This window comes from Providencia sp. PROV209, from assembly GCF_028479485.1.
Classification (GTDB): domain Bacteria; phylum Pseudomonadota; class Gammaproteobacteria; order Enterobacterales; family Enterobacteriaceae; genus Providencia; species Providencia alcalifaciens.
In genome coordinates, this window is the sequence record NZ_JAMPNR010000012.1 from 1 (window position 1) to 25,540 (window position 25,540).

The 25,540-nt window shown below is 42.9% G+C and carries 24 protein-coding genes; 8 read left to right on the top strand and 16 right to left on the bottom strand.

The genetic code is table 11. The features are described from left to right. The first annotated feature begins 374 nt into the window (after nt 1-374). A complete protein-coding gene (locus tag PR795_RS08385; RefSeq protein WP_036960014.1) occupies nt 375-800 on the top strand; it encodes a hypothetical protein in 426 nt (141 codons plus the stop codon). A gap of 64 nt (nt 801-864) precedes the next feature. Here PR795_RS08385 and actP read toward each other — a convergent pair whose 3' ends face one another. The 3 genes from actP to acs form a co-directional block, all read right to left on the bottom strand. Beyond that, nucleotides 865-2,514, bottom strand: coding sequence for a cation/acetate symporter ActP (gene actP / locus PR795_RS08390; protein WP_272516795.1), 1,650 nt, complete (start codon nt 2,512-2,514; stop codon nt 865-867). After that, nucleotides 2,511-2,822 (bottom strand): DUF485 domain-containing protein, encoded by a 312-nt coding sequence (locus PR795_RS08395; protein ID WP_006657420.1) that lies wholly within the window; start codon nt 2,820-2,822, stop codon nt 2,511-2,513. The genes actP and PR795_RS08395 overlap by 4 nt, the downstream gene beginning before the upstream one ends. Before the next feature lie 204 nt (nt 2,823-3,026). Further along, nucleotides 3,027-4,982: an acetate--CoA ligase gene (gene acs, locus PR795_RS08400; RefSeq protein ID WP_272516796.1), complete on the bottom strand. Its 1,956-nt coding sequence runs from the start codon at nt 4,980-4,982 to the stop codon at nt 3,027-3,029. 396 nt (nt 4,983-5,378) lie between these two features. On the opposite strand from acs, the gene sodA reads away from it, so the two are divergent. The 3 genes from sodA (at nt 5,379) to PR795_RS08415 (ending at nt 7,770) form a co-directional block, all read left to right on the top strand. Continuing rightward, entirely contained in the window at nt 5,379-6,005 is a 627-nt protein-coding gene (gene sodA / locus PR795_RS08405) for a superoxide dismutase [Mn] (protein WP_006657422.1), read from the top strand. A gap of 143 nt (nt 6,006-6,148) precedes the next feature. After that, a complete protein-coding gene (yiiM, locus tag PR795_RS08410; protein ID WP_181480423.1) occupies nt 6,149-6,829 on the top strand; it encodes a 6-hydroxyaminopurine reductase in 681 nt (226 codons plus the stop codon). A 35-nt stretch (nt 6,830-6,864) separates the two neighbouring features. Next, nucleotides 6,865-7,770: a LysR substrate-binding domain-containing protein gene (locus tag PR795_RS08415; protein WP_006663516.1), complete on the top strand. Its 906-nt coding sequence runs from the start codon at nt 6,865-6,867 to the stop codon at nt 7,768-7,770. Between the two features lie 30 nt (nt 7,771-7,800). Here the strand turns inward: PR795_RS08415 and PR795_RS08420 are convergent, their stop codons facing one another. Continuing rightward, nucleotides 7,801-8,679: a pirin family protein gene (locus PR795_RS08420; protein ID WP_006657426.1), complete on the bottom strand. Its 879-nt coding sequence runs from the start codon at nt 8,677-8,679 to the stop codon at nt 7,801-7,803. Between the two features lie 296 nt (nt 8,680-8,975). Between PR795_RS08420 and PR795_RS08425 the strand changes: the two genes are divergently transcribed. Then, a complete protein-coding gene (locus tag PR795_RS08425) occupies nt 8,976-9,521 on the top strand; it encodes a toxin-antitoxin system YwqK family antitoxin (RefSeq protein WP_272516797.1) in 546 nt (181 codons plus the stop codon). Nucleotides 9,522-9,599: 78 nt separating this feature from the next. Here PR795_RS08425 and trpS read toward each other — a convergent pair whose 3' ends face one another. The 11 genes from trpS to pilM all read right to left on the bottom strand — a co-directional run bounded on the left by trpS (nt 9,600) and on the right by pilM (nt 19,362). After that, nucleotides 9,600-10,643 (bottom strand): tryptophan--tRNA ligase, encoded by a 1,044-nt coding sequence (gene trpS / locus PR795_RS08430; protein WP_006657428.1) that lies wholly within the window; start codon nt 10,641-10,643, stop codon nt 9,600-9,602. Between the two features lie 86 nt (nt 10,644-10,729). Beyond that, a complete protein-coding gene (locus PR795_RS08435) occupies nt 10,730-11,416 on the bottom strand; it encodes a phosphoglycolate phosphatase (RefSeq protein ID WP_006657429.1) in 687 nt (228 codons plus the stop codon). After that, nucleotides 11,413-12,087 (bottom strand): ribulose-phosphate 3-epimerase, encoded by a 675-nt coding sequence (gene rpe / locus PR795_RS08440; RefSeq protein ID WP_006657430.1) that lies wholly within the window; start codon nt 12,085-12,087, stop codon nt 11,413-11,415. The genes PR795_RS08435 and rpe overlap by 4 nt, the downstream gene beginning before the upstream one ends. A 39-nt stretch (nt 12,088-12,126) precedes the next feature. After that, nucleotides 12,127-12,954 carry an adenine-specific DNA-methyltransferase gene (gene dam, locus PR795_RS08445; RefSeq protein ID WP_272516798.1) on the bottom strand — a complete coding sequence of 276 codons (828 nt, stop codon included), beginning with the start codon at nt 12,952-12,954 and terminating at the stop codon, nt 12,127-12,129. A gap of 82 nt (nt 12,955-13,036) precedes the next feature. Then, entirely contained in the window at nt 13,037-13,963 is a 927-nt protein-coding gene (locus tag PR795_RS08450) for an SPOR domain-containing protein (protein WP_006657432.1), read from the bottom strand. Between the two features lie 285 nt (nt 13,964-14,248). Beyond that, nucleotides 14,249-15,337, bottom strand: a complete 1,089-nt coding sequence (aroB, locus tag PR795_RS08455; RefSeq protein WP_006657433.1) for a 3-dehydroquinate synthase — start codon at nt 15,335-15,337, stop codon at nt 14,249-14,251. 40 nt (nt 15,338-15,377) lie between these two features. Further along, complete coding sequence (gene aroK, locus PR795_RS08460; RefSeq protein ID WP_006657434.1) at nt 15,378-15,899, bottom strand: shikimate kinase AroK; 522 nt, start codon at nt 15,897-15,899, stop codon at nt 15,378-15,380. 505 nt (nt 15,900-16,404) lie between these two features. After that, nucleotides 16,405-17,439, bottom strand: coding sequence for a transporter (locus PR795_RS08465; protein WP_006657435.1), 1,035 nt, complete (start codon nt 17,437-17,439; stop codon nt 16,405-16,407). Next, nucleotides 17,426-18,001 (bottom strand): hypothetical protein, encoded by a 576-nt coding sequence (locus PR795_RS08470; protein ID WP_181480426.1) that lies wholly within the window; start codon nt 17,999-18,001, stop codon nt 17,426-17,428. The genes PR795_RS08465 and PR795_RS08470 overlap by 14 nt, the downstream gene beginning before the upstream one ends. Then, a complete protein-coding gene (locus PR795_RS08475) occupies nt 17,994-18,533 on the bottom strand; it encodes a PilN domain-containing protein (protein WP_181480427.1) in 540 nt (179 codons plus the stop codon). Before PR795_RS08475 ends, PR795_RS08470 begins: the two co-directional genes overlap by 8 nt. 1 nt (nt 18,534) lies before the next feature. Continuing rightward, nucleotides 18,535-19,362 (bottom strand): pilus assembly protein PilM, encoded by an 828-nt coding sequence (gene pilM, locus PR795_RS08480; RefSeq protein ID WP_006663510.1) that lies wholly within the window; start codon nt 19,360-19,362, stop codon nt 18,535-18,537. 116 nt (nt 19,363-19,478) lie between these two features. On the opposite strand from pilM, the gene mrcA reads away from it, so the two are divergent. Then, nucleotides 19,479-22,019, top strand: coding sequence for a peptidoglycan glycosyltransferase/peptidoglycan DD-transpeptidase MrcA (gene mrcA, locus PR795_RS08485; RefSeq protein ID WP_006663509.1), 2,541 nt, complete (start codon nt 19,479-19,481; stop codon nt 22,017-22,019). Between the two features lie 83 nt (nt 22,020-22,102). Here the strand turns inward: mrcA and nudE are convergent, their stop codons facing one another. After that, nucleotides 22,103-22,657 (bottom strand): ADP compounds hydrolase NudE, encoded by a 555-nt coding sequence (gene nudE, locus PR795_RS08490; protein ID WP_006657440.1) that lies wholly within the window; start codon nt 22,655-22,657, stop codon nt 22,103-22,105. A gap of 277 nt (nt 22,658-22,934) precedes the next feature. On the opposite strand from nudE, the gene PR795_RS08495 reads away from it, so the two are divergent. Together PR795_RS08495 and hslR are read left to right on the top strand one after the other, a co-directional pair. Further along, nucleotides 22,935-25,034 (top strand): IgaA/UmoB family intracellular growth attenuator, encoded by a 2,100-nt coding sequence (locus PR795_RS08495; RefSeq protein WP_181480428.1) that lies wholly within the window; start codon nt 22,935-22,937, stop codon nt 25,032-25,034. 67 nt (nt 25,035-25,101) lie between these two features. Next, nucleotides 25,102-25,527 (top strand): ribosome-associated heat shock protein Hsp15, encoded by a 426-nt coding sequence (gene hslR / locus PR795_RS08500; protein ID WP_006657442.1) that lies wholly within the window; start codon nt 25,102-25,104, stop codon nt 25,525-25,527. The last annotated feature ends 13 nt before the right edge of the window (nt 25,528-25,540 follow it).

Sequence of the window (25,540 nt, forward strand, 5' to 3'; positions counted from 1 at the left end):
TGTCATGGGGCACTCAAATGGAAGAGAGCCAGCTTATTTTTCGGGGGGCCCATTATCATGAAAAGTCACTGTGATCCCAGCTATAAAAAAACCAGCAAAAACCACTATTCTTATAATTGATTAAAATTAATAATCGTTTATTGAAACTAATTGATTATCATTTGAACATCCAACTTGTTATTTATACTTTATTTTTTGTTTAGATCAGTCTTCGTTATTTATCGATGTAAAATATAATAGGTAAATATTGTTAAATTGATGTTTCATTTTATTCTTCTTATACTATTAAAAATGGTTATTTTTAAGCAATTAAGATATTAGGTTGTTAAATCTAGTAACTACATAGATGAGTATTCATCAAACGGGTGGGTTATATGAATAAAATGAAAAGTACGAATAGCCAGATTTTAGAGCAGATTATTTCTGTCAATAAACAGCAAGAAAACGAGTTTAACAATGGGCAAGATGGTGCCATCATTCTTTCACTTTTAGTGATGTTTTTTGTACCTTTCTCGTTGCTAGTTATGATAAAAAACCATTTAGGATTAGAGAATAACGCGATAGCAATTATCGCTGTTGTTGCTTTAAGTCTTGGGATTGCAACAGGTTTATATAAGACGTTTAAAGTCGGTATTAAATTTGTAGATAAACGCCCTACGCTTGAACAGTTACTTTCCCGCTATACGCCTAAAGATAAAGTTGAATATCAAAAACTGATGTCTGCAAAGCAAAGTCAGCCACAAGATTTTTATTCTTTGATAGAGGATTGGTTATCAATAGAAAAACGGGCTGCTATTTAATAAGTTGATTTATACAAAAGAAAAGCGACTCATTGGAGTCGCTTTTTTGTTTTCAGAGGAGAAACTAGTGAGATTTTCCTTGCTCGATACCTAAGCCAATTTGCGAGCGTACAAACTGCTCTTTGAAACGTGCTCTTTCCATTTTGCCTCTTTCTGAATGGTCGGTAACTGAGAATAACCATGAAGCAAAGAATGCGACAATTAATGAGAAGAATGCAGGGTATTCATAAGGGTAAATTGGTTTTTCATGATCAAGAATAGTCACCCAGATTGTTGGGCCTAAGATCATGAGTACGACTGCGGTAATCAAGCCTAACCAACCACCTGCAAGCGCACCCCGAGTGGTTAACTTGCTCCAATACATTGATAGCAAGATAATTGGGAAGTTACAGCTTGCGGCGATAGAGAAGGCCAAGCCCACCATGAAGGCAATATTTTGTTTCTCGAACAAAATCCCTAACCCAATCGCTACAAAACCGAGGATCACCACGGTAATTTTTGATACGCGCAATTCATCGCGCTCATCGGCTTTACCATTTTTAATCGCCATCGCATACAGGTCGTGGGAAACCGCAGACGCACCCGCCAACGTTAAACCAGCAACAACCGCGAGAATAGTGGCAAAAGCAACCGCAGAGATAAACCCAAGGAAGAAGTTTCCACCGACGGCATCAGCGAGGTGTACCGCTGCCATGTTGGTTCCACCGATTAAAGCGCCAGCGGCATCTTTAAAGTCAGGGTTTGAGCTAACCAGAACGATAGCCCCGAAACCGATGATAAATGTCAGAATGTAGAAGTAACCGATGAATCCAGTCGCGTAGAATACGCTCTTGCGGGCTTCTTTTGCGTCACTAACGGTGAAGAAGCGCATGATGATGTGAGGTAAACCTGCTGTACCGAACATCAAGGCTAACCCAAGAGACAAGGCGGATATTGGGTCAGAAACCAGTCCTCCGGGGCTCATAATGGCGATACCATTTTTATGTACTTCAACGGCTTCTTTAAATAACGTATTGAAGTTGAAGCCGACATGTTTCATGACCATAACCGCCATGAAGGTTGCACCTGCTAGCAGTAAAATGGCTTTGATTATCTGTACCCATGTGGTTGCGAGCATCCCGCCGAATAGCACATACAGCACCATCAATATCCCAACAATCACGACAGCAATGTGGTAGTTAAGCCCAAATAATAACTCAATCAGCTTTCCTGCCCCAACCATCTGAGCGATTAGGTACAGCGCCACAACCACCAAGGAACCCATTGCAGACAGAATGCGGATAGGTCTTTGTTGTAATCGATATGAAGCCACATCCGCGAAAGTATAGCGACCTAAATTTCGTAAGCGCTCGGCAATTAAGAACAGAATAATTGGCCAGCCAATTAAAAAACCGATGGAGTAGATAAGCCCATCGTATCCTGAAGTATAAACCAGTGCGGAGATCCCCAAGAATGAGGCTGCGGACATAAAGTCACCCGCAATCGCCATTCCATTTTGGAAACCTGTAATTTTTCCGCCAGCGGTATAGTAATCAGAGCGAGAGCGAGTTCTTTTTGAAGCCCAGTAAGTGATGTAGAGCGTAAAGCCAACAAACAGTAAGAACATCACGATTGCTTGAATATTGACAGGTTGACGCTCAACATTGCCTGTCAGGGCATCAGCGAGCGCCATTGATGAGGTGAAAAACAGAATAAGCGAGAGCAAGACTTTCATTTTTCTACCTCTTTTAAGATTTCGGCGGTTAAGCGGTCAAATTCACTGTTAGCACGGATGACATACAAACCCGTTAAGATAAACGAGATTACAATCAGCCCAACACCCACAGGAATACCGCGGGTGATGTAGGAACCTTCAGCAATTGGGGTACCTAGCCAGCTTGGATCAAACGCGATAAGAAAGATAAAACCAACATACAGAACTAACGTTATTGCAGATAACAACCATGAAAAGCGACTACGTTTTCTCACTAATTCTTGAAAGAGAGGGTTCGCCTCGACCTTTTCGTAAGCAGTAGCATTCATCAGAGTTCTCCTCTGTTATTGTATTATTGGCATACTCTGATAGCTCAAAAGGCGGATTTTAGGGCGACACATGGCTACCCAAGGAATTAACTGGGTATTCGGTCAGACTCTATTTCTGCTGATTGAGTGATGCTGAGTATTGATTTTAGGTCGCCCGTAGGCGACCTGTAGTGCCATGAGCTATCTACACAACTATTTATATAGCTACGAGATACTCATTGACTGTTTTTCTTCGAGCAGTTTTTCGACAACACCTGGATCTGCCAGTGTGGAAGTATCTCCAAAATTACTGGTATCACCTGATGCAATTTTTCGTAGGATACGGCGCATGATCTTACCGGAACGCGTTTTCGGTAAAGAATCTGTCCAATGTAAAACGTCTGGTGTGGCAATCGGGCCAATTTCTTTACGAACCCAATTACGCACTTCAGTGTACAACTCTGGGGATGGTTCTTCGCCAGAGATCAAGGTTACATAGGCGTAGATCGCCTGACCTTTGATACTGTGAGGAATACCTACCACTGCAGCTTCAGCAACTTTCGGATGTGAAACGAGAGCTGATTCAATTTCCGCTGTCCCTAAACGGTGACCTGAGATATTGAGTACGTCATCAACACGACCCGTGATCCAGTAATAGCCATCTTCATCACGACGCGCACCATCACCACTAAAGTACATGCCTTTAAACGTGGAGAAATAAGTTTGCTCGAAACGCTCATGATCACCAAACAGAGTTCGTGCTTGACCTGGCCATGAGTCTACGATGACTAAGTTACCTTCGGTTGCACCCTCGATAGGCTCACCAAGGTTATCTACCAATGCAGGACGAACACCAAAGAATGGTAGTGTTGCAGAACCTGGTTTCAACATAGTTGCCCCCGGCAGAGGCGTAATCATGAAGCCGCCTGTTTCTGTTTGCCACCATGTATCCACAACAGGGCAACGGCTGTTCCCCATTTTCTTGTAGAACCATTCCCACGCTTCTGGGTTAATAGGCTCACCGACCGATCCTAAAATCCGTAAAGAATCACGTTGAGTACCTTCAATCGCTTTATCACCTTCAGCCATCAGTGCACGGATAGCGGTTGGTGCGGTATAAAGAATATTGACTTGGTGTTTATCAACGATTTGCGCCATACGGTTAACTGCCGGATAGTTTGGCACACCTTCAAACATTAAGGTTTTTGCACCATTGGATAGCGGTCCATAAAGCAGATAGCTATGACCCGTAACCCAGCCCACATCCGCCGTACACCAGTAGACTTCATTTTCATGATAATCAAAGGTGTATTTGAATGTCAGCGTGGCATAGACCATATAACCGCCCGTAGTATGGAGAACCCCTTTAGGTTTACCAGTTGAACCGGAAGTGTAGAGAATAAACAGCGGATCTTCTGCATTGATCTCTTCCGGTGGGCAATCCGCGCTGACATCTTGGATAACGTCGTGCCACCAAAGGTCACGACCTTCAACCCAGCTAGGTGCATTACCTGTACGGCGATAAACAATCACATTGGCGACCGTAGTCACTTGTGGATTTTGCAATGCGTCATCAACATTCTTTTTCAACGGAATGGCTCGACCGGCACGCAAGCCTTCATCGGAGGTGATGATAAGCTTAGCTTTACAGTCAATAACACGCCCAGAAACAGCTTCGGGTGAGAACCCAGCAAAGATGACAGTATGGATAGCACCAATACGTGCACACGCCAGCATTGCTACAGCTGCTTCAACCACCATTGGCATATAGATAGCGACGACATCACCTTTACGGATACCTTGCTTCTTCAGGACGTTTGCGAATTGGCACACATCATGGTGCAGTTCACGGTAAGTGATATTTTTTGATTGGGTTGGGTCATCGCCTTCCCAGATGATAGCAGTTTGATCTCCTCGAGTGGCGAGGTGACGATCTAAGCAGTTGGCACTCAGGTTTAGGGTGCCATCTTCAAACCAGCGAATGTTCACGTGTCCGGGATCGAATGAAGTGTTTTTCACCCGAGTGTAAGGTTTAATCCAATCAACGATTTTCCCTTTTTCGCCCCAAAATCCTTCGGGGTCTTGAATCGAGCGTTGGTACTCATCGTTATACTGTTGTTCGTTTATCAGGGCATTTTTAGCAATATTAGCAGGAACGGGATGTTTAGTTATTTGTGTCATATTATTATCTCCTTGCAGATGTTAATAGTATGTCAAAAATCGGTTAACTGAAGTATGGCGGGTTATTTTGTTTTTCTTTTGCGCGGAAGATCACGTATTAATAGTAATGGGATTTGCAGTATGATCATTTGATGCTAAATCCATGATTGAAATAAAAATTCAAAAATATAACTAACATTGGAATTAAAGAAAAACAAAGACGAACTATAGTGGTATTAGTTACTGAATAAACTCGTGATGATAGCCGATGGAAAAATCCACAGAATTCACATGGATATGATAATGATTTTCATTAACACTAAAATAACTATAATGGTTGCGTGGTTACAAACACGCAGTTACTGAAATCCTAATTCAGTCTGTGAGATAGAAAAGAAGTCACTGGAGGCTAACAATATGAGTTACACATTACCTGCTTTACCTTATGCTTATGATGCGCTGGAACCTCATTTTGATAAACAAACCATGGAAATCCATCACACCAAGCACCACCAAACCTACGTGAATAACACCAACACAGCATTAGAAAAATTACCTGAGCTTGCAGGTCTAGATATCGATGTATTAATTCAAAAATTAGACCAAATTCCTGCCGATCAACGTACTTTCGTACGTAACAACGCGGGCGGACACTCAAACCATAGCCTGTTCTGGAAAGGCTTAAAACTAGGCACAGAACTGAATGGCGAGTTGAAAGTCGCGATTGAGCGTGATTTTGGCAGCGTTGATGCGTTTAAAGACCTTTTTGAAAAAGCAGCGGCTTCCCGTTTTGGTTCTGGTTGGGCATGGCTGGTATTAAAAGATGATGGTAAGTTGGCGGTGGTCTCCACTGCAAACCAAGATAACCCATTGATGGGTGAAGCTATCTCTGGCGCTTCGGGCTATCCAATCCTTGGTTTAGATGTTTGGGAACATGCTTATTACCTGAAATATCAAAACCGCCGTCCAGATTACATCAAGGCATTCTGGTCAGTTGTGAACTGGGATGAAGCAGCAAAACGCTTCGCAGAAAAAACCAAATAAGATTTTTGATTAATCAAATTTTCGCTTAACGCGGTTCTTCGGAGCCGCGTTTTTTGTTTTTGTCTTGGGGATAACGTTGTTATCTCTATGGTCATTCTTTATGATGAAAACTCGTTCAGATGGGTTCATTAGGGAGCCAAACCGTGCAGATACATCCTCAAGTTTTTATTGGTACCATTCAAAGCACTGCCCATTGTGGTGTGAGTGCTATTCATAAGCGAGCTGCGGATGGGGTATTAACCTTAAATAGTTTAGGAATTGAAGGGGATGAACAAGCAGAAACGCGTTTTCACGGTGGACCTGATAGAGCGCTATGCCATTACCCGCAAGAACATTATGAATTTTGGCGACAGCGATACCCGCAATTAGAGGATTTATTCCTTCTTTCTGCTTTTGGTGAAAACTTATCCACTCAAGGAATGACCGAAGAAAATGTCTTTATCGGTGATATCTATGCTTGGGGTGATGCACGTATTCAAATCACTCAACCCCGTTCCCCTTGCTATAAACTAAATGGATTAACGGGAGTGGAAAACTTTGCTCAGGTCATGCAAGACGAAGGTCGCTGTGGCTGGTTGTATCGTGTAATCAAAGGTGGCAGTGTAAGCGCAGAGACGCCTCTGAGGCTCCTTAGCCGTAATAGTGATGTTTCTCTGCAAGAAGCCATCATGATTGCGTTCCATGCACCGTATGACGAAGAACTGTATCAGCGGTTACTCTCAGCTGCGGGGCTATCGGCGAGCTGGAGCCTGACGATGCAAAATCGCTTAGAGCATCATAAGATTGAAGAATTTAGCCATCGGTTATTTGGTCGACGTCACTGATTATTTACCCGCCAGATTCGAATGGAGGAAAACGCATGCAGTACGATTTAAATGACCTCTACTATTTTGTTAAAGTTGTTGAATATGGTGGTTTTTCTCAGGCGGGTGCAGCGTTAGGCATTCCAAAATCCAAGTTGAGCCGCCGTATTGCAGACTTAGAACAAAAACTAAACGTCTCTTTGATTTACCGCTCAACTCGGCAATTTCATGTAACTGAAATTGGACAAGTTTTTTATCAGCAATGTAAGAATGTGGTGGAAGAAGCGGATATTGCTCACGAGCTGATCTGTTCAGTTCAAACTCACCCAAAAGGGACGATAAAACTCTCCTGCCCAGTGACTTTATTACAGGTATATTTGCAAGATACATTGATTGATTTTATGGCGAAATACCCAGATATCGATGTGCAAATTCTCGCGGTAAATCGTCCTGTTGATGTCATTAGTGAAGGGCTGGATTTAGCGCTGCGAGTACGTTCGCTCCCCCTTGATGATTCAGGGTTGATGATGAAAGTGCTGGGGTATTCTCGGCGAATTTTAATTGCAAGCCCAAGCTTATTTAACGAAAAAGGTTACCCTTCAACGCCAGAGCAGCTGGTGGATTATCCTATTCTCGCCAATACTGAGCATTCCCAGCGTTATACACTTTCATTGAAAAACAGCGATGATCTTAGTGTGACGGTTCATGTGACCCCAAAATTGGCAACGACTGATATTTTGACATTGTACCGGGCAGCAGTAAAAGGGTTAGGTATTGCTCGTTTGCCACAGGGCGTGGTTGAAAAAGAGTTAAAAAGTGGGGAGTTGGTTGAGGTGCTGCCTCATTGGCAGTTTCCTGAAGATATTATTCATGCCGTATACCCATCGCGTAAAGGGCTGTTACCCGCAGTACAGCTATTTTTAACGTACTTAGCGGAAAATATGGTGGCAGGAGAAAAATAATGTCCTCTGAAAATTCAGAGGACATTATGACTAGCTGGCATTCGGGATGCGCCCAAACTTGCCACTATTGAAATCATTAATTGCTTCATTGATTTCTTGGCTCGTATTCATGACAAATGGACCATAACCCACCACTGGCTCATCGATAGGATCACCGCTGAGCAGCAGCACTAAAGCCTCATCGGTAGTGGCTTCTAACAGCACATTGCTATCTGTAGCATCCAAAATCATCAATTCGCCTTCATTCAATGCGGTATGCCCATCCACAAAGAGACTACCTTTGAGCATAACCAATCCAACGTTGCGACCTGATTTAGTTGGTAATCCTATGACCTTGCCTTTATTTAAACGCAGATCCCACACATCAAGGGCGGTAAATGTGCGTGCGGCACCCGTGTTTCCTAAATAATCACCGGCAATGACTCGTAACGTACCTGCTTCATTCGCGAGGCTAATGGTTGGAATGGTATCGCTCGCCAATAGCTGGTATCCCGGTGCGGCAAGTTTATCTTTAGCGGGTAAATTAACCCACAGTTGCACCATATCTAAGGTTCCGCCATTTTTCATAAAGTTATCAGACTGATATTCTTGATGAAGTATTCCTGATGCAGCGGTCATCCATTGCACATCGCCTGGACCAATCACGCCACCTTCACCCGTAGAGTCGTGGTGAGCGACTTCGCCGTCATATACGATGGTGACGGTTTCAAAGCCTTTATGCGGATGCTCGCCAACACCACGATTATCCCCTTCAGATGCAGGGAATGGGTGCGGACCCGCTCTATCCAACAGTAAAAATGGGTTCAAGTATTTCCCGTGATTGTTGTAGCTAAACATCGAGCGAACAGGGAAACCATCACCAACCCAGTGGCTACGTGGGGATTGATAAATACCAATAATCTTTTTCATGGTGTGACTCCAAACTGGTTTTATAAACTGATCAGCTCTATGAACTCATCATTTCGATGAACTAATAATAGAAGAGCTAAAGCTGGGTGAGTAGAGGCAAAAATAGGTTTGATTGTTCTGAAAATAGAACAATCAAAGCATTGATAAGTGAGTTGAATGTGGGTTTCTAGTATGCTTCGGATTAGCCAAAATCGGAGCGTTCCTCTTCATTTATTCATCTTAAACATGAACGATCAGGAATACTAAATAGGTATGATGTCTCCGTGTGAACCCGTGATTCCGTTAAAAGGATTGTTATGAAAACTATTAATATCGCTATGGCATTTTCTGTTGCCTTTATGTTATCTGGATGCCTTTCTCAATCCGCACCTCAGTATGATAACAATGGCATCCAGTTAGAAGAGTTTAAAGAGCTAGAAAGCTTGAGAATGCCAGAGCTGAACATTCCTGAAGGGGCGCCGGATGGGGACTATATCGAACGTTATGGAAACGGTGCCATTCAGTTTAAATCGTGGGTGAAAAACAACTGCTTAGATAAGAGCATTACGGTTTATTATAAAAACGGTCAGCCAAAAATGTTTATTCCGATAAAAGATTGCAAAGTAGATGGCGTCATTAAGTCTTACCACCCTAATGGGAATTTAGATACTGAGATGGGATATAGCAATGACAGGCTCAACGGCGATTATAAATCCTATTACGATACACCGAAAAATAATCTGCATCTTAAAACGAGTTTTGTGAATGGGGCCGCGGAAGGTGTTCTTGAAGAGCGCGGACAGGATGGCGAGCTATTAAAGCAGGGGCTGATTAAAGACGGTAAGTTGTACACTGCGAAGTAAGTGGACTACAGATAAAATAAAAGCCAATTAACCGTGAGTGAGTTAATTGGCTTTTTGCTATTGAATAGCGATGTACGCTTACAGCTGTGGACGTTTTACAAAGCCGATTGCATCGTAAACCTTATCTAAGGTTTCTTGGGCGCGAGCCGCTGCTTTGGTTGCACCTTCATCCATAATTTGGTTCAGTAACGCTTCGTTGTTACGGAATTCATGGTAGCGTGCTTGTAAGTTCGTTAGCATGTCAGAAACTGCTTCAGCAACCGCGCCTTTCAGATGACCGTACATTTGACCTTCAAACTCAGCTTCCAGTGTTTTCACACTTTTGCCTGTCACACCTGCAAGGATGTCTAATAGGTTAGAAACCCCTGCTTTATTTTCAACATCGTAGCAAATACGTGGCGGCTCTTCAGAGTCAGTCATGGCACGTTTGATTTTCTTCACTACCGATTTCGGATCTTCTAACAGCGCAATGACGTTATTACGGTTGTCATCCGATTTGGACATTTTCTTCGTTGGCTCTTGTAATGCCATTACACGAGCACCGCCATCGGTTGGGATAAATGGCTCTGGTACGGTGAAAATATCACCGTAAATTGCATTGAAGCGTTGAGCAATATCGCGGCTCAGTTCAAGGTGCTGTTTCTGGTCAATACCGACAGGAACTTGGTTAGTTTGATAAACCAGAATATCGGCGGCCATCAGAACTGGGTAGTCAAACAGACCCGCGTTGATGTTTTCTGAGTGGCGAGCAGATTTGTCTTTGAACTGGGTCATACGGCTGAGTTCGCCGAAATAGGTGTAGCAGTTTAATGCCCAGCTTAATTGTGCGTGTTGTGGTACATGAGATTGAACGAAAATGGTGCTTTTCTTCGGATCAATACCACAAGCTAAGTAGAGCGCTAATGTATCGAGAGTTCTTTTACGCAGTTCAGTTGGGTCTTGGCGAACGGTAATGGCGTGCTGGTCAACGATACAGTAAATGCAGTCAAAATCATCTTGCATCTTAACCCACTGACGTAACGCACCCATGTAGTTACCGATGGTTAATTCACCGGAAGGCTGTGCGCCGCTGAATACAATAGGTTTATGGGGTTGTTTAGATTTCTCAGTGGGTGTACTCATTTCTTTGTATGTCCTTGTAGTATTTTTTTATACCCTTTTAGGTTTCGAGCGACGTAGTGAATGGGTAGCTCGAATTATTGGGGATTTTATTTTGCTAAATCAATAACGGAAAGTAGCTCAGAAAAGTGGCTTAACACGTAGTCGGGCTCGGTAATTGCGATTGATTCACCATAGTTGTAGCCGTAGGTTAGCCCTACGCTTGGGCAGCCAGCATTGTGGGCTGCGATAATATCATTACGGGAATCGCCGACAAAAAGCAATTCTTCTTTGCGTAAACCGAACTGACCCATTGTTAAATAGAGTGGCGCTGGGTGTGGTTTAGTTTTCACAACATCGTCACCACCAAGCACTAATGAAAAGTAGCTATCAATACCCAATTTTTCTAATAGTGGCGCCACAAACGGGGTCGGTTTGTTGGTCACAATGGCCATTGGCATATTGTGTTTTGCAATCGTTTCGAGGGTCTCTTTGACTTCAGGAAATAGCTGGCTGCCGGTATTAACGGTTGTTGCATAGTGTTCATCGAAGCGTATACGAGCTTGCTTTTGTCGCTCTGGAGTAACCGTCATTCCCGCCCATTTTAGCGCGCGCTCGACGAGCATATCGGCGCCGTTGCCTACCCAGATGGAGACGCGCTCTTTACCTGCTGGTGGCAGGTTAAGTTCTTCCAGCGTTTTATCGATGGCGTCCGCTAAACCGCCGGCGCTATCAACGAGGGTGCCATCTAAATCAAACGCAATTGCTTTAATACTTTCTAAAACCGCATGTGTCATTGAGATACCTTTTTTAATTCTTGGCGCATTTCATCGATGACTTTTTTATAATCGGACTGGTCAAAAATTGCGGAGCCAGCAACGAAGGTGTCTGCACCTGCTGCGGCAATTTCTGCAATGTTATTCACCTTCACACCACCATCGACCTCTAAGCGAATATCATAACCACTTTCATCAATTAGTTTACGAACTTGGCGCAATTTGTTCAGGGTTTGTGGAATAAAAGATTGACCACCAAATCCTGGGTTAACCGACATCAGTAGGATCATATCGACTTTATCCATCACATAATCCAGATAGCTTAGCGGGGTTGCTGGGTTAAATACCAGACCTGCGGTGCAACCATTCTCTTTGATGAGTTGTAGCGTTCTATCGATGTGTTCGCTGGCTTCTGGGTGGAAGCTAATGTGAGTTGCTCCCGCTTTTGCAAAGTCAGGGATGATACGGTCGACAGGTTTAACCATTAAATGAACATCAATTGGCGCGGTGATACCGTAATTGCGTAGCGCTTTGCAGATTGGCGCACCGAACGTGAGGTTCGGCACGTAGTGGTTATCCATGACATCAAAATGGATAATGTCTGCGCCTGCAGCAAGAACTTTGGCGGTATCTTCGCCTAAACGTGCAAAGTCAGCAGATAAAATAGATGGGGCAATGAGAAAATCTTTCATAATTGTCTCCGATTATTCGTCGTTATCTGACAGCACCTATTATTTTTTAGATGCTCCCTCATATAAAGCCAAAAGCTCGTTGACTTTGGCACGGTTCAAAATATTTCTACTAATGGTGCGACGTACTTTCACGATATGTAATTGTGCCTGATGATACCACTCTCGGGTCATCGGGGTCTCATGATTTGAGATAAGAACTGGGATCTCGCGCTCAGATGATAGCTTATGTGCTAACAAAGCGAGATTTTGTTGTTCTTGAGCACTAAATGAGTTGGTGTGATATGCCGTAAAATTCGCAGTTTCAGATAGCGGAGCGTAAGGCGGATCACAGTAAATCACTGAGCCCATTGGGGCGTCGAGTAATGTTTTGCTGTAAGACTGTGTTACAAACGTGGCTTTCTGGGCTTTTTCTGCAAACCACAAGAGCTCGTCTTTTGGAAAATACGGTTTTTTATAGCGCCCAAAAGGGACATTGAATTCCCCTCGTAAGTTGTAACGGCATAGTCCGTTATAACAATGGCGATTAAGATACAAAAAGAGAATACTGCGTTTAGCAGGGTCATCTGATTGGTTAAATGTTTTACGCATTAAATAATACTGTTCTGAAGTATTAAATTCAGGTGTGAACAGCCGCTGAGCTTCTTCAATAAAAGCCTCAGAGCGATATTTAACCGTATTGTAGAGGTTGATGAGATCACTGTTTATGTCTGCCAGTACATATGAATCGTAGTTAGTATTTAAAAACACCGATCCTGCACCAACAAAAGGTTCTATTAAGCAATTACCTTGTGGAAGGTGTTTTTTGATCTCATCCACAAGAGGGTATTTACCCCCAGCCCATTTTAAAAAAGCGCGTTTCTTTTTCATGCCGTCTTATTATTACAATCGTTTAGAGCCGCCACTTGGCGGCTCTTTCAGGACAACATAATGCGCCCGGGGAAAAACGTTGTTATTTTTGATCCTGTTTAACTTGTTTCATATTACGCACCCACGGTTTCTTCGCTTGCACTGCGGCAGGTAAGGTCGCAATTGCATTTTTTGCTTCGTTCACTGAGCTGTAGTTTCCGTGGATTAAAACATACCAAGTTTGTCCATTACGAATGGTTTTATACACTTGATAGTTAGCAAGTTTATTCTCTTTTGCGAAAGCTTCCAGTGTATCTGAACGACTTGCGCTACTTAATTGTAATGTATAGCTACCAGATGGTGCAGCTGCATGACTATTTGAGCTTGTGCTAGTCGTCGATTTCGTGGTTGTTTTTGGCTGGGCAGGCTGTTTTTGTTCAACCGGCTTAGTCGTTTTAGGCTGAGTTTTTTCTGGTGTGACAGGTTTCACTGTTGGCTGTTTTTCCACAGGTTTAACTTGCGGTTGCGTCAATGGAGTCACGTTTTGTGGTGGCGTGGTAGTGCCGTCAGATGGCAGGCTTTGACCTTGACTGAGAGCATCGGCAACATCACCAGGAATTTCAATACGCTCACCAAGACCATTTTGTTGTGTCTGAGTGTCGGCTTGCGTTGGCATTGGGTTGATTTGCTGACCATTTAACTCTTGCGCTTGACCTGTTTGTGGTTGCGTTGGAGTTTGGGTATTTGAATTCGTTAGTGATGAAGAACCTGATAAATCAATATTACGTTGGTTAGCACTATCTGTTTGTAATTTCTCGTGTTCTGTTGGTGCTTTCAATGCAGAACTGATGGCAATTATCAGCAGCAATAGCACTAAAACGCCTACACCAATCATGATGTGTTGACGTGATAACGCGATTTTTGGCTTAGCCGCAGCAGCAGGGCGCGAGCGTCCGGTTGGTCTATCTGATGTATCAGGCCTTAAATCATTTTGCACTTGAGGCTGATTATCTGGTTTAAATTCGTCCATTTTCCTCTCCCGAAATTAGTTCGCCTGTAGTAGAGATAAAATGTCTCTTATCATTACGACCTGTTCACGACTAAGCAGTTGCTTCTGCTCACATTTAAAGAATAGATTGTTTAGCAATTTCATTCCAATTTCAATGAGACTGCGACTATCTTGTTTGTGATTCGTTATAGGTGCTAGGCATAGCGTTATAATTTAACGGCTTTAGTGGATATCTGCCAGTAACATTTTAAAACCCCTGAAAATATTCAGGAGCTAATTAATGCTTTTTACTTAGTTCGGTGATTTTTATGGTATGCAAGCCGAAATGGCGGCAGTAACCGTTGAGGCATCCACATCGGAACGCATTTCTGAATGACCAATTGTGGTTGGAAGGATAAGATGCAATTTGCCTCCCATGACTTTTTTATCTCGCATCATGTGAGGTAAATAGTCATCGGGCTGCATTTTTGCTGGTCCGGTGACTGGAAGTTCTGCGCGTTTTAACAGGGCGATGACACGACCAGTTTGCTCTGGCGTAAATTGACCGATAAGTTCAGCGGTTTTCGCGGCCATGACCATCCCTGCGGCAACAGCTTCACCATGAAGCCATACGCCGTAGCCCATTTCGGCTTCAATCGCATGACCAAATGTGTGCCCTAAATTCAATAATGCTCGCAGCCCACTAGTTTCTTTTTCATCGGCGGCAACAACTTGTGCTTTCAATTCACAACAACGGCGAATGCAGTACGCCATGGCTTGGTTATCCAGCGCCATTAACGCATCAATGTTTTCTTCGAGCCAGCTAAAAAACTCACCATCAAGAATGATGCCGTATTTGATAACTTCAGCTAGACCTGAAGAGAGCTCACGCTTAGGTAAGGTTTTTAAACAATCAAGGTCAATGACCACGGAAGCCGGCTGGTAAAATGCCCCGATCATATTTTTCCCTAACGGATGGTTAACCGCTGTTTTTCCACCCACCGAAGAGTCTACTTGGGAAAGTAATGTTGTAGGCACTTGAATAAAACGTACGCCTCGTTGATAGCTCGCTGCTGCAAATCCAGTTAAGTCACCGATAACTCCCCCACCTAAGGCGATGAGGGTTGTATCTCGGTTATGGTGCTTTTCGAGTAATGCGGTAAAAACATCATTCATGATGAATAAAGATTTATACTGTTCGCCATCAGGCAGGATGATGGAATCAACTTTTACGCCTGAGGCTTCAAGAACAGTTTGGATCTTATGCAGATAAAGTGGGGCGAGGGTTTCGTTCGTCACTATCATTGCTCGCTGGCCTGCAGTTAGTGGCCAAAATGCATCCTGCTGTTGATATAAACTGGGTGCAATATTGATTGGATAACTGCGTTCATCCAGCGTAACAGTGACTTTTTCCATCTTGCTTTACCTTGAATTCATGACTTTTGATGTATAAAAATTAGTTTTTTTCTAACAGTTCAATGATTTGGTTAGCAACAACTTTGGCGCTTTGCTCATCTGTATGAATAGTAATATCTGCTATTTCTTCATACATAGGATTGCGTTCATCAGCTAATTTCTCTAAAACTTCGCGAGCAGGTTCATCCACTTGTAATAGAGGACGTTTTTTATCGCGCTGCGTGCGGGATAATTGCTTCTCAATGGTGGTTTCGAGATACACGACAACCCCACGAGCAGACAAGCGGTTACGTGTCTCTTTGGATTTAACAGAGCCACCACCTGTCGCTAAGACAATGCCTTGTTTTTCGGTGAGTTCATTGATGACTTTTTCTTCGCGATCGCGAAAGCCTTCTTCACCTTCTAGGTCGAATACCCAACCTACATCTGCGCCAGTGCGTTTTTCAATCTCGTGATCGGAGTCAAAAAACTCCATATTAAGCTGTTGAGCTAACTGACGACCAATAGTGCTTTTTCCGGCTCCCATTGGTCCAACCAGAAAGATATTGCGTTTCTCTGCCATGTTTTTTGGTATTACTACGATTATTCGTTAATGATCACCCGCCCCGCCAATCGAATTAGCGGCGGGACCTAAACTGAAACCTCATAAGTGATGATGTGAGATCAGATAAGAAAATTATCTCAATACATCAACCTGAATTGCAACTATATAAATATGGCACTTAGAAAACAAAGTGCCATATTCTTCGTTGCGGGTTTCTATATATTTGAGCCGTCTACATTACATTATGCACTGTTTAGTGAGCTTATTAACAGGTCGATTAGTCCGTAAAAACAATCTAACTTGTTAATTATAAAGTAAAATTTATGTAGCTATTTTATAAGCGGCTGATAGTTTGTTCTTTCATCTACCGATAGTTAGAACACTCAATGGATAACCTTGTATGCTAAAACGACCTCAGCGTCAAATTTATCCGGTAGGTTTATGGCACAAAAAGTAATAATTTCACGGCACTTTGATGCTTTGAACATTCAACTAATTGAATGTATGAGTGTTATTTTTTACGCTAAATATTAATAAGTTTTGGTGTAATAAATACCACTAAAACACGTTTATCAACATGTTGTGTCTTATTGATAAATAAGTTTCCTAATAATGGGATTTGTGACAGAAAAGGGACCCCTGAATCTGTTTTTTCCTGCTTTTGCTGAAAAATACCGCCAAGAATTAATGTGTTGTTATTTTTGATGGTGACTGAGGTCGCTATCTCTTGCTTATTAATGGCTAAATGCTGATTAGGATTGGTTGTTAAGGCTGTATCTGGGGAGTTATGGCTGATTTTTAATACCATTTCGACGTTGTCATTACGAGAAATTGTCGGGGTCACTTCCATACCCAATACCGCATCTTTAAATTGTACGTGGCTTTTTTTCTCTGAAGTGGTGACATAAGGAATTTCGCTCCCTTGTTGAATGCTTGCGGGATTCTTATGGGAGGCAACTAAGCGTGGGCTCGCAATAATAGACAGTAAATTCTCTTTTTCTAAGGCATTGAGCTTCATTTCGAGTAATCCCTCTCCAAGTCGTAAAACATTTAACGCCATTTGCCCCGACTGGCTACTGTATCGGTTATAACGACTATGATGCCCATCTGTTGCTGAATCATTGTGGACTCCCCACTCTAACCCCAGTGCTTGCAAGGCTGTACGTGAGCTACTAATTATGTGAGCCGTGATTTGCACTTGTTGCTGGGGAATATCTTTTTGCGTTAGCCATGTTTCAATTAATGCGAAGCGTTCTTGGGTATCCGTGATGATTAAACTGTTGGTGATGGTATCGACATGAGCCTTACCGTTACTTGAAAGTAGGTGCATATTTGGCTGAGTAATTTGTTGGTAAGTGCTGTTGGCATCGATAGAGACGAGCGGAAATATTTTTTCTGTCAGTGTGATCTCTGCTTTAGGTGGGATGATGGCATCTAAAAGTTGCGTATCTTCCAATGTCGGCAGGATTGGCTCAAAGGGATCTCGGGGGGATTGAGCATATCCCGAAAGTGTTATGCATAGCGTTAACAGAATAGTGAAAAAATTAGTGTTGCTCATTGTGCTGTTGTTCATCCTTGATAAATGAGAGAGATAAATGGGCTGTGAGTATCTGGTTTTTCGTGGTGAAGATAACGTTAGAGAATTGCCAGTGCGGCTGAGGTAGAAAGATCATGAGTGAGCGCATGAATTCAAGGAGATCCTTAAATTTTCCTTGGATCTCAAGTTGGTAATGAGAATTCGTTGAATCCGTTGGCTGAAGCTGATTTAAAACCACGTTAGCGTGAGAAACTAGCCGTTGTAAATGAAGAACGAGGTATTGGGAGTCGGGAATGGTTTCTTCATCGCAATCCAATGAAGCCATTTCTTGTTCTATCCAAAAGCGTGTCGGGTTTTGGGCGAAAAACTGGCTACTTTCTTGGTTTTTATGTGCGAAAACGACATTATCTTGCCGTAAGTTTGCTAATTGATTTTGCTTATCTTTCCAAATAAAAATATAGCCGCTAGCAAGCAGTGTAGCCAGAGTCAAAGGCAGTACAAGATACTGCTGCCACCGTGGTCGATACCAAAAGCGCCCATATTCGACGTGCTGGTCTTTCAGCTTATCCAGACTGCTATTCATTCGAAACCCCTTGATAATCAGCGATTAAATGTAACTGATGTAGGGTATCAACTCGCCGTAGTTTGCGTAGCTGCACATTGCTAACCTGTGGCGTTTGGCTAAATTGAGCCAAAAGTACATTAAGATCTTCAAAACGATAACTGAGTGCGTTGACTTCTAGATGTCCCGCTTGTAGCTGGAAGGAAGATAACCAGCTTTTAGGGGGCATTAAATTGGACAGTGAGGTTAATAAATCAAGTAGAGATTGATTGTGTTGAGTATAAGTTCGACGTTGGGTTTGCCGAAGAGTGAGCTTTTCTAATTGTTGTTGCTGTGTTTGTAACTGTATTTTTAGCTGCTCAGTACGTTGTTGATGTTGCTGATGAGCAGCAAGGCGATAGTGGTTTTGTGAAATATCTAGCAGAAGCAAACCCACTAAATAACCAAAAATAGTGGCAGTTGTCATGCAGCTCGTGAAGATGATGATAAAAAAATAGCGGCGTTGATGAATGAGTTGATTCATGCGCCAAGGGAGAAAATTAACTTGGTGCATATCAACGGTCCCCATGGCGTAATGCGAGTCCGGCCGCAATCACAAAACTTCCTAATTGATGAGGTAACTTGATGGGGTAGTGGTGAAAAGCTTGCAGTAAATCCCATTGTTTTTGTGCATCTGGAATATCTTGATCGCTAATACAGTAAATTGGTAATGCTAGTGCATCGGGATTATCGGTCAATAAGGGCTGAATTTGATGGATATGTGTTAATTGACTATTTTGAATATGGTTATAGTTTGCAGGTTGGCTGACGGGTCCTGACCAGAGCCACTCATTTTGGCGATAATAAACAATCCAGCACTCATCGGGTAATTGTGCATATTTTGCAAGATAGCGCAGCGCAATCGGCGCAATATCGATAGCAACCAGATGGTAACCCGTTTCCTGTAATAAATTTTGCCAAAAGGTAATATCAGATTGGCGAGCGGCATGAAAGTAAACTTGTTGCCCAATGATCCGATAATCTACTGTCAGCTCTTGTGCTTGCATCGGGAAGAGTTGGTCAATTTGAGCGCGTAAATACCAGTTAAGTTCAGGTTGCTGTAAGCTCATTTGGTTGGGAAGCGAGAGTTGTTTCTTAAGTGAGCGTAGTGAGGGTAATGCAATCGAAACGGAACAGTTTTTAGGTAATTTCTGACGCCATTGGCGCAAAATATTGCGTAGAATTACTCGGTATTCGTCAAGTACGTGTAATGAGCTGTCAAAAGGTAGCTCTTGTTGCCAACATTCACATAACGACCAGAATTTGCGATGTTTTTTCGCAGCGACTAATTGGATGTGGTGTTGCGATAGCTCAATTCCTATGTGCCATTTTGGTGAATACATACATAATATCCTTATCATTAGCAATTAAATTACGTTTTCTATTGGGCTGTATAAGCTTTATACTATGCGGCAGTGATATCTAAACCCGCCTGTCAGTTGCGTATGGGAATTCTTCGGTGAAGTTCGTAAAATATTTTTTAATTCTGGTTTTCTGTTGCATTTTTTTGGGAAGCGCCTCGATTTATGGCATGTATAAATATGTCGAAGGTGAGCTACCTGACGTTGCAACAATGAAAGACATTCGTCTGCAAACGCCAATGCAGGTATTCAGTGCAGATAATGAACTGATCGCCCAATATGGTGAGAAACGTCGTATTCCATTACCATTAGCTGACATTCCTCCGATGTTGGTGCATGCGTTTATTGCCACTGAAGATAGCCGTTTCTATGAGCACCATGGCATTGACCCAATTGGTATTTTCCGTGCGGTGACTGTGATGGCTTCATCGGGTCATGCATCCCAAGGTGCGAGTACAATTACTCAGCAGCTGGCGAGAAATTTCTATTTAAGTCCAGAAAAAACGCTAATGCGTAAAGCCAAAGAGGCATTTCTGGCAATTCGTATTGAACAATTGTTTACCAAAGATGAAATTATGGAGCTGTACCTAAATAAAATTTATTTAGGTAACCGAGCCTATGGGGTGGGGGCAGCCGCTTATGTTTATTTTGGTAAAACCGTAAATGAATTGACGCTGAGTGAAATGGCGATGATTGCTGGTTTGCCAAAAGCGCCATCAACATTTAACCCACTTTATTCTTATGAACGCGCGGTAAACCGTCGTAACGTCGTGCTGATGCGAATGTTAGAAGAGAAATACATTACGCAAGACCAGTATGAACAAGCGAAGAGTGAGAAAATTGTTGCTTCTTATCATGCACCTAAAGTGGATTTTTCAGCGCCTTATTTAGCGGAAATGGCACGTCAAACCATGTATGAAAAATATGGTGAAGATGCTTATACCGATGGCTACAAGGTGTATACCACGGTTGTGCGTAAAGACCAGTTAGCGGCAACAGAAGCGGTACGTAATAATTTGATAGATTACGATATTCGCCATGGTTATCGCGGACCTGCTGAAGTGCTCTGGAGCGGAAGCCAAGCCGCGTGGGATAAAGAACAAATCATAGAAAAACTGAAAAAGTTACCCAATTACGGTTCTCTCATTCCTGCGGTGGTCACCGCAGCTACGAATAGCGATGCTAACGTGATGCTGGCCGATGGCTCTGAAATTCAAATCACACTGGCAGGAGTTCGCTGGGCGCGTAAATTTATTTCAGATACTCAGCAAGGTGGCACACCATCTGCGGTGAATAAAGTGGTACAGCCCGGTGAGCAAATTTGGGTTCGTCAGGTAAAAGATAGCTGGTGGTTAGCGCAAGTTCCTGATGTCAATGCGGCGTTTGTTGCGTTGAATCCAAATGATGGTGCGGTGATCGCTCTTGTGGGTGGTTTTGACTTCAATATGAGTGAATTTAACCGCGTGACGCAATCATTGCGCCAAGTGGGTTCAAACATTAAGCCATTCTTGTATACCGCTGCAATGGATAAAGGCTTAACGCTTGCTTCGTTACTTAACGATGTACCGATTAGCCGCTGGGATGCGGGAGCTGGTTCAGACTGGCGTCCGAAAAACTCACCGCCACGCTACGATGGTCCTATCCGCTTGCGTCAAGGCTTAGGTCAGTCGAAAAACGTGGTGATGGTACGTGCGATGCGTGCGATGGGGGTTGACTATGCTGCGGATTATTTACTCCGTTTTGGTTTCCCGAAAGAGAATATCAACCGTACTGAAGCATTAGCCCTCGGTGCGCCATCATTTACACCAATGCAAATGGTGCGAGGTTATGCGGTGATGGTAAACGGCGGATACCTTATTGACCCTTACTACATTTTAAAAATTGAGAATCATAATGGTGAAGTGATTTTCGAAGCTAAGCCTAAAATTGCTTGCCCTGAGTGTACAGACATTCCGGTGATTTATGGCGACACAGCGCGTACGATTGCGCTGAGCGATTCTGAAGGCGATGACACGACGGAAGAAGTTACCCAGTCGCAGAGCAGCGCGGTGAATCAAGAGCCGACTATGGCGCTCTCTACAACCGCTGAACAGCTTAGCCCAGAAGACAAGTATGCCCCGCACGTTATCAGTACACCGCTGGCGTTCTTAATTCGTGATGCCATGGTGACTAATATTTATGGGGAACCAGGTTGGTCGGGTACGGGTTGGCGAGCGGGTCGCGACCTCGGTGGTCGTCGGGATATCGGCGGAAAAACGGGTACCACGAATAGTTCAAAAGATGCGTGGTTCTCCGGTTATGGTCCTGATATCGTGGCTTCCGCATGGATTGGCTTTGATGATAACAAGCGCACATTAGGTCGTACGGGGATCAGTGGCGGTGAAGCTGGTGCGAAAAGTGCTCAGCCGATTTGGGATGATTTTATGAAAGCAGCTCTTGACGGTGTCCCTGTGAAAGTTATGCAGCCGCCAAAAGGGGTCATTTCTGTCTCTATCGATACCCGTACTGGCAAACTGTCATCAGGCGGACCTTCTCGTAATGAGTACTTCATTGAGGGCACGGAACCAAAAGAGCGCGCAGTTCAAGAAGTGGGTACGATAATTTCAACGGAAAGTGGAGCGAGCCAAGAGCTATTTTAACCCGTTGTCTGATAGGCAAATACACTGCACCCCATTGCCGTTTGGCATGGGGTGCAATTGTTTAAGAGGAAATATGTGAGCGGTTATTTAGCGTGATTTTTTAGGTAGCGTTCAACGTAGAACAGTGCGCTGATATTGCGGGCTTCATTGAAGTCCGGATGATCGAGGAGCTCCATCATGCGTGCAATTGGCCATCTGACCTGTTGCAGAGGCTCTGGCTCGTCACCCTCAAGTTTTTCGCTAAATAGGTCGTTAGCGATAAGTATGTTCATCTTGCTGGAAAAGTACGATGGAGACATGGTGAGTTTTGCCAGAGGTGTAATCTGGCGAGCTCCATAACCGATTTCTTCTTTGAGTTCGCGTTGAGCAGCATCGAGAGGGGCTTCACCAGGGTCAACGGCTCCTTTTGGAAAACCTAACTCATAGTTTTCGATACCAACGGCGTATTCACGGATCAAGATAAGATGGTCATCAATAATCGGAACAATAAGAACCGCTTCACGTTTTGCTGGGCGCATTCTTTCATAAACACGTTTTTCACCATTACTGAATTCGAGATCAACAGATTGGATACTGAATAATTTAGATTGAGCAATGTCTTGAATATTCAGGATTTTTGGTTTTTTTAACTCTGTCATAACAATTTCCGAATCAGATGAATGGGATCCATGAGGGCAAGCTTACATTGTCTTTAACTATGACGCATATCAAAAAAAAATGATAGAGATTATAGGGTGGATAAAATGCTGTTAGTATAATCTACTTATGAAAACCACACGGATTAATAAGTAAAATATTTTATTTACAACATATTGTAAAATAAAACAAAAAATAGAAGAGAATAGGAATTGGCTTATATAGTGATTGGCATTGTGTTGCTATGCTTTTCAGGTAGGCAATTCTGTTGAGAAAAAAATGCTAAACACCGTCATTATACTGGCTTTGATCATCGCTAGCCTAATTATAATGGTTTCCGTTCTGTTTTTTCGGCGGGGACGGCGTTCGAGTGTCTATCAAATACCCTCTCTAGCGACACCCGCGTTCAAAAAAATGATTGAGTCTGATTTCCAGACTATTACCCAGTACCTTAATCACAGCGCCTCAAAGAATCTTCATTCGCCTTCTCAGCCTGCACGGCAAATCAAAAAAAATGCTACCGTTGCAACCATCTGTAATGCTGTTACACGATTCAATTTACGCCAAGAGCAAGGTCAAGGTTGGCGTTATTTTATTGATACGATTGAAGTGCAGCTGCCTTCTCAATTAGAACCGTTTTTACAACGACAAAATGTCATGGAAATTGTGGAAACGGATCATTTGCCTTTAATTGTGGGGCTCAATAACCACTCTTTGAAAGAATTTAACTATGAGTGGGAAACACCGTTAGAAGACCAACGCACTCAACCTGAAGCCGCTATTCATGAAGGTGAACCTAACACCATCCAACTGCTGAAAATGCGTAAGGAAAGCAAAGAGGAGCATCGGTTACACAACTCTTCAGGATGGTTAGGCGCCATCGTTGTCAGTCTCAGCTTTTTTATTGGTTACCTAACGATTATCTCTATCCCTATTTTTCATGGATGGGGAGTCACATTCACGGCTGTGGTATTTCTTATCGGGGTATTTTTGTTATTTCGATTACGTCTTTTTCCTAAACCCTATCAAGATGTGCAATGCATCTATGGGCAGGCTAAACGGTGGGAACTGTACGGAGAATTAGACAAAAAATATTCATCAACGATTTCGATTGGGGGGGTAGATTTACACTACCCAACGTATTGGCTTCCCTACCTAAAATATGAACTCGGTCATCCCACGAATATCGACCTCTATTCGACGGGCGAAGTTTTAAAATACGGTCGCTGCCTCTCTATTCATGAAGAGGAACGTTATTACCCTTATAAACGCTTTAAAAAGAATATACTGATGTTTTTCAGTGCATTGTGCGTTTTAGTGTTAGTGTTCTCTTATCAGTCGATCAGTTTACCCGTTAAGTTAGGTTTTGCGTGGCTTGAGGGCGCCAAAAAAGTCACTGTTGTCGATCCGTCTGATTTAACATCGCGAAAAATTAGAGTGGGAGATACCTTATTAGCCAAGGGTATGGGTATGTGTTATCGCCCGCCTAATTTAAATGATGCAAACCAAGCGCTGTTTGTACCTTTCGATTGTTCTGGTGTGTATTGGAATAATATTAACCTGATTACAGAGCCGCAATCTGAGGTTGTCAATCGAGCAATTGATTTGCTGAACAGTGTGAAAAATCAATTACATCCAGATAAAGATGCCCCAGGAATTAACCCAAGACTACAGCGTGAAATTATGAAATCAGGGATGAATATTATCTTTGATTTTTCAGAAATTGTTTTAAAAACCAATGCATTGTGTGAACAAAAAGACCATTGTATTAAACTCAAAAGCGCACTGTCTAACTTAGGCGGAAGTGCGGATGATTGGCCTGTATTGGTGAGTAAGGCTTCTTCAGGTAAATTGAGCGGTGCGCATGTTTTATTACGTGCAGGAAGTGCGGATGCCTTGGAAAACTTAGTTGAAGACACCACATATGATTTTATCAAGAAAGAACTTGATACCGAAGTCCGCAAACTGAATAGCCCGCCACCAGGTGGTGTGTTGTTGATCAATGATGAAAACCTTCCATTGGTAGATTTAGTGCCAGTGACGACATTGAGCGAAATGAACCAAGTTCAGCGATGGAATGAGCTAAAGCGTTTGTCTAGTATTCTGATTAATACGCCATTTGATGTTGAAGGGGTGGTTACGAATATTTCGACAGATGCGAATGGCACATTGCAAGTGGTGATTCATGAGCGCTTGGATGAAGATGTTTTATCTGAATATGTTTGTCGTTCAATGCTGGTTTTTTTCTTGATCATTTGCACCTTAGTAAATGGAACATTAATTATTATTCGAGTTTTGAATAACAAACGGCGTTTGCGTAAAATCACTGAATATTACGATAAATGCTATGAGGTCGATAATCCTTCCGATTCTAGATAGTATTATCCTTTCCCAATGATGGAGCCTCATTTTGGTTTGGCATTCAAACTAAGAGTGAGGAGGCACCATGAAGTCGTTATCTACAAAACAAGCGCCTGATGAGCAAGTTCGCCTTGATAAATGGCTATGGGTTGCACGTTTTTATAAAACACGCTCCATTGCCCGTGAGATGATTGATGGTGGTAAGGTTCACTATAATGGGCAAAGAAGTAAGCCTGGAAAGATTGTTGAACTCGGCGCAATGATAAAATTGCGACAAGGTAATGACGAACGGACTATCGAAGTGCTGGAAATCAGCAGCCAACGTAAAGGCGCTCCAGAAGCGCAATTGCTCTACCGTGAAACAGTAGAAAGCCTTAGTCAACGCGAAAAAATGGCAATGGCACGTAAAATGAATGCACTTACGATGCCACATCCTGACCGACGCCCAGATAAAAAAGAGCGTCGGACTTTGCTAAAATTTAAACAAACTAATTCCCATGAATCGTCTTAATAGACTGCCTGAG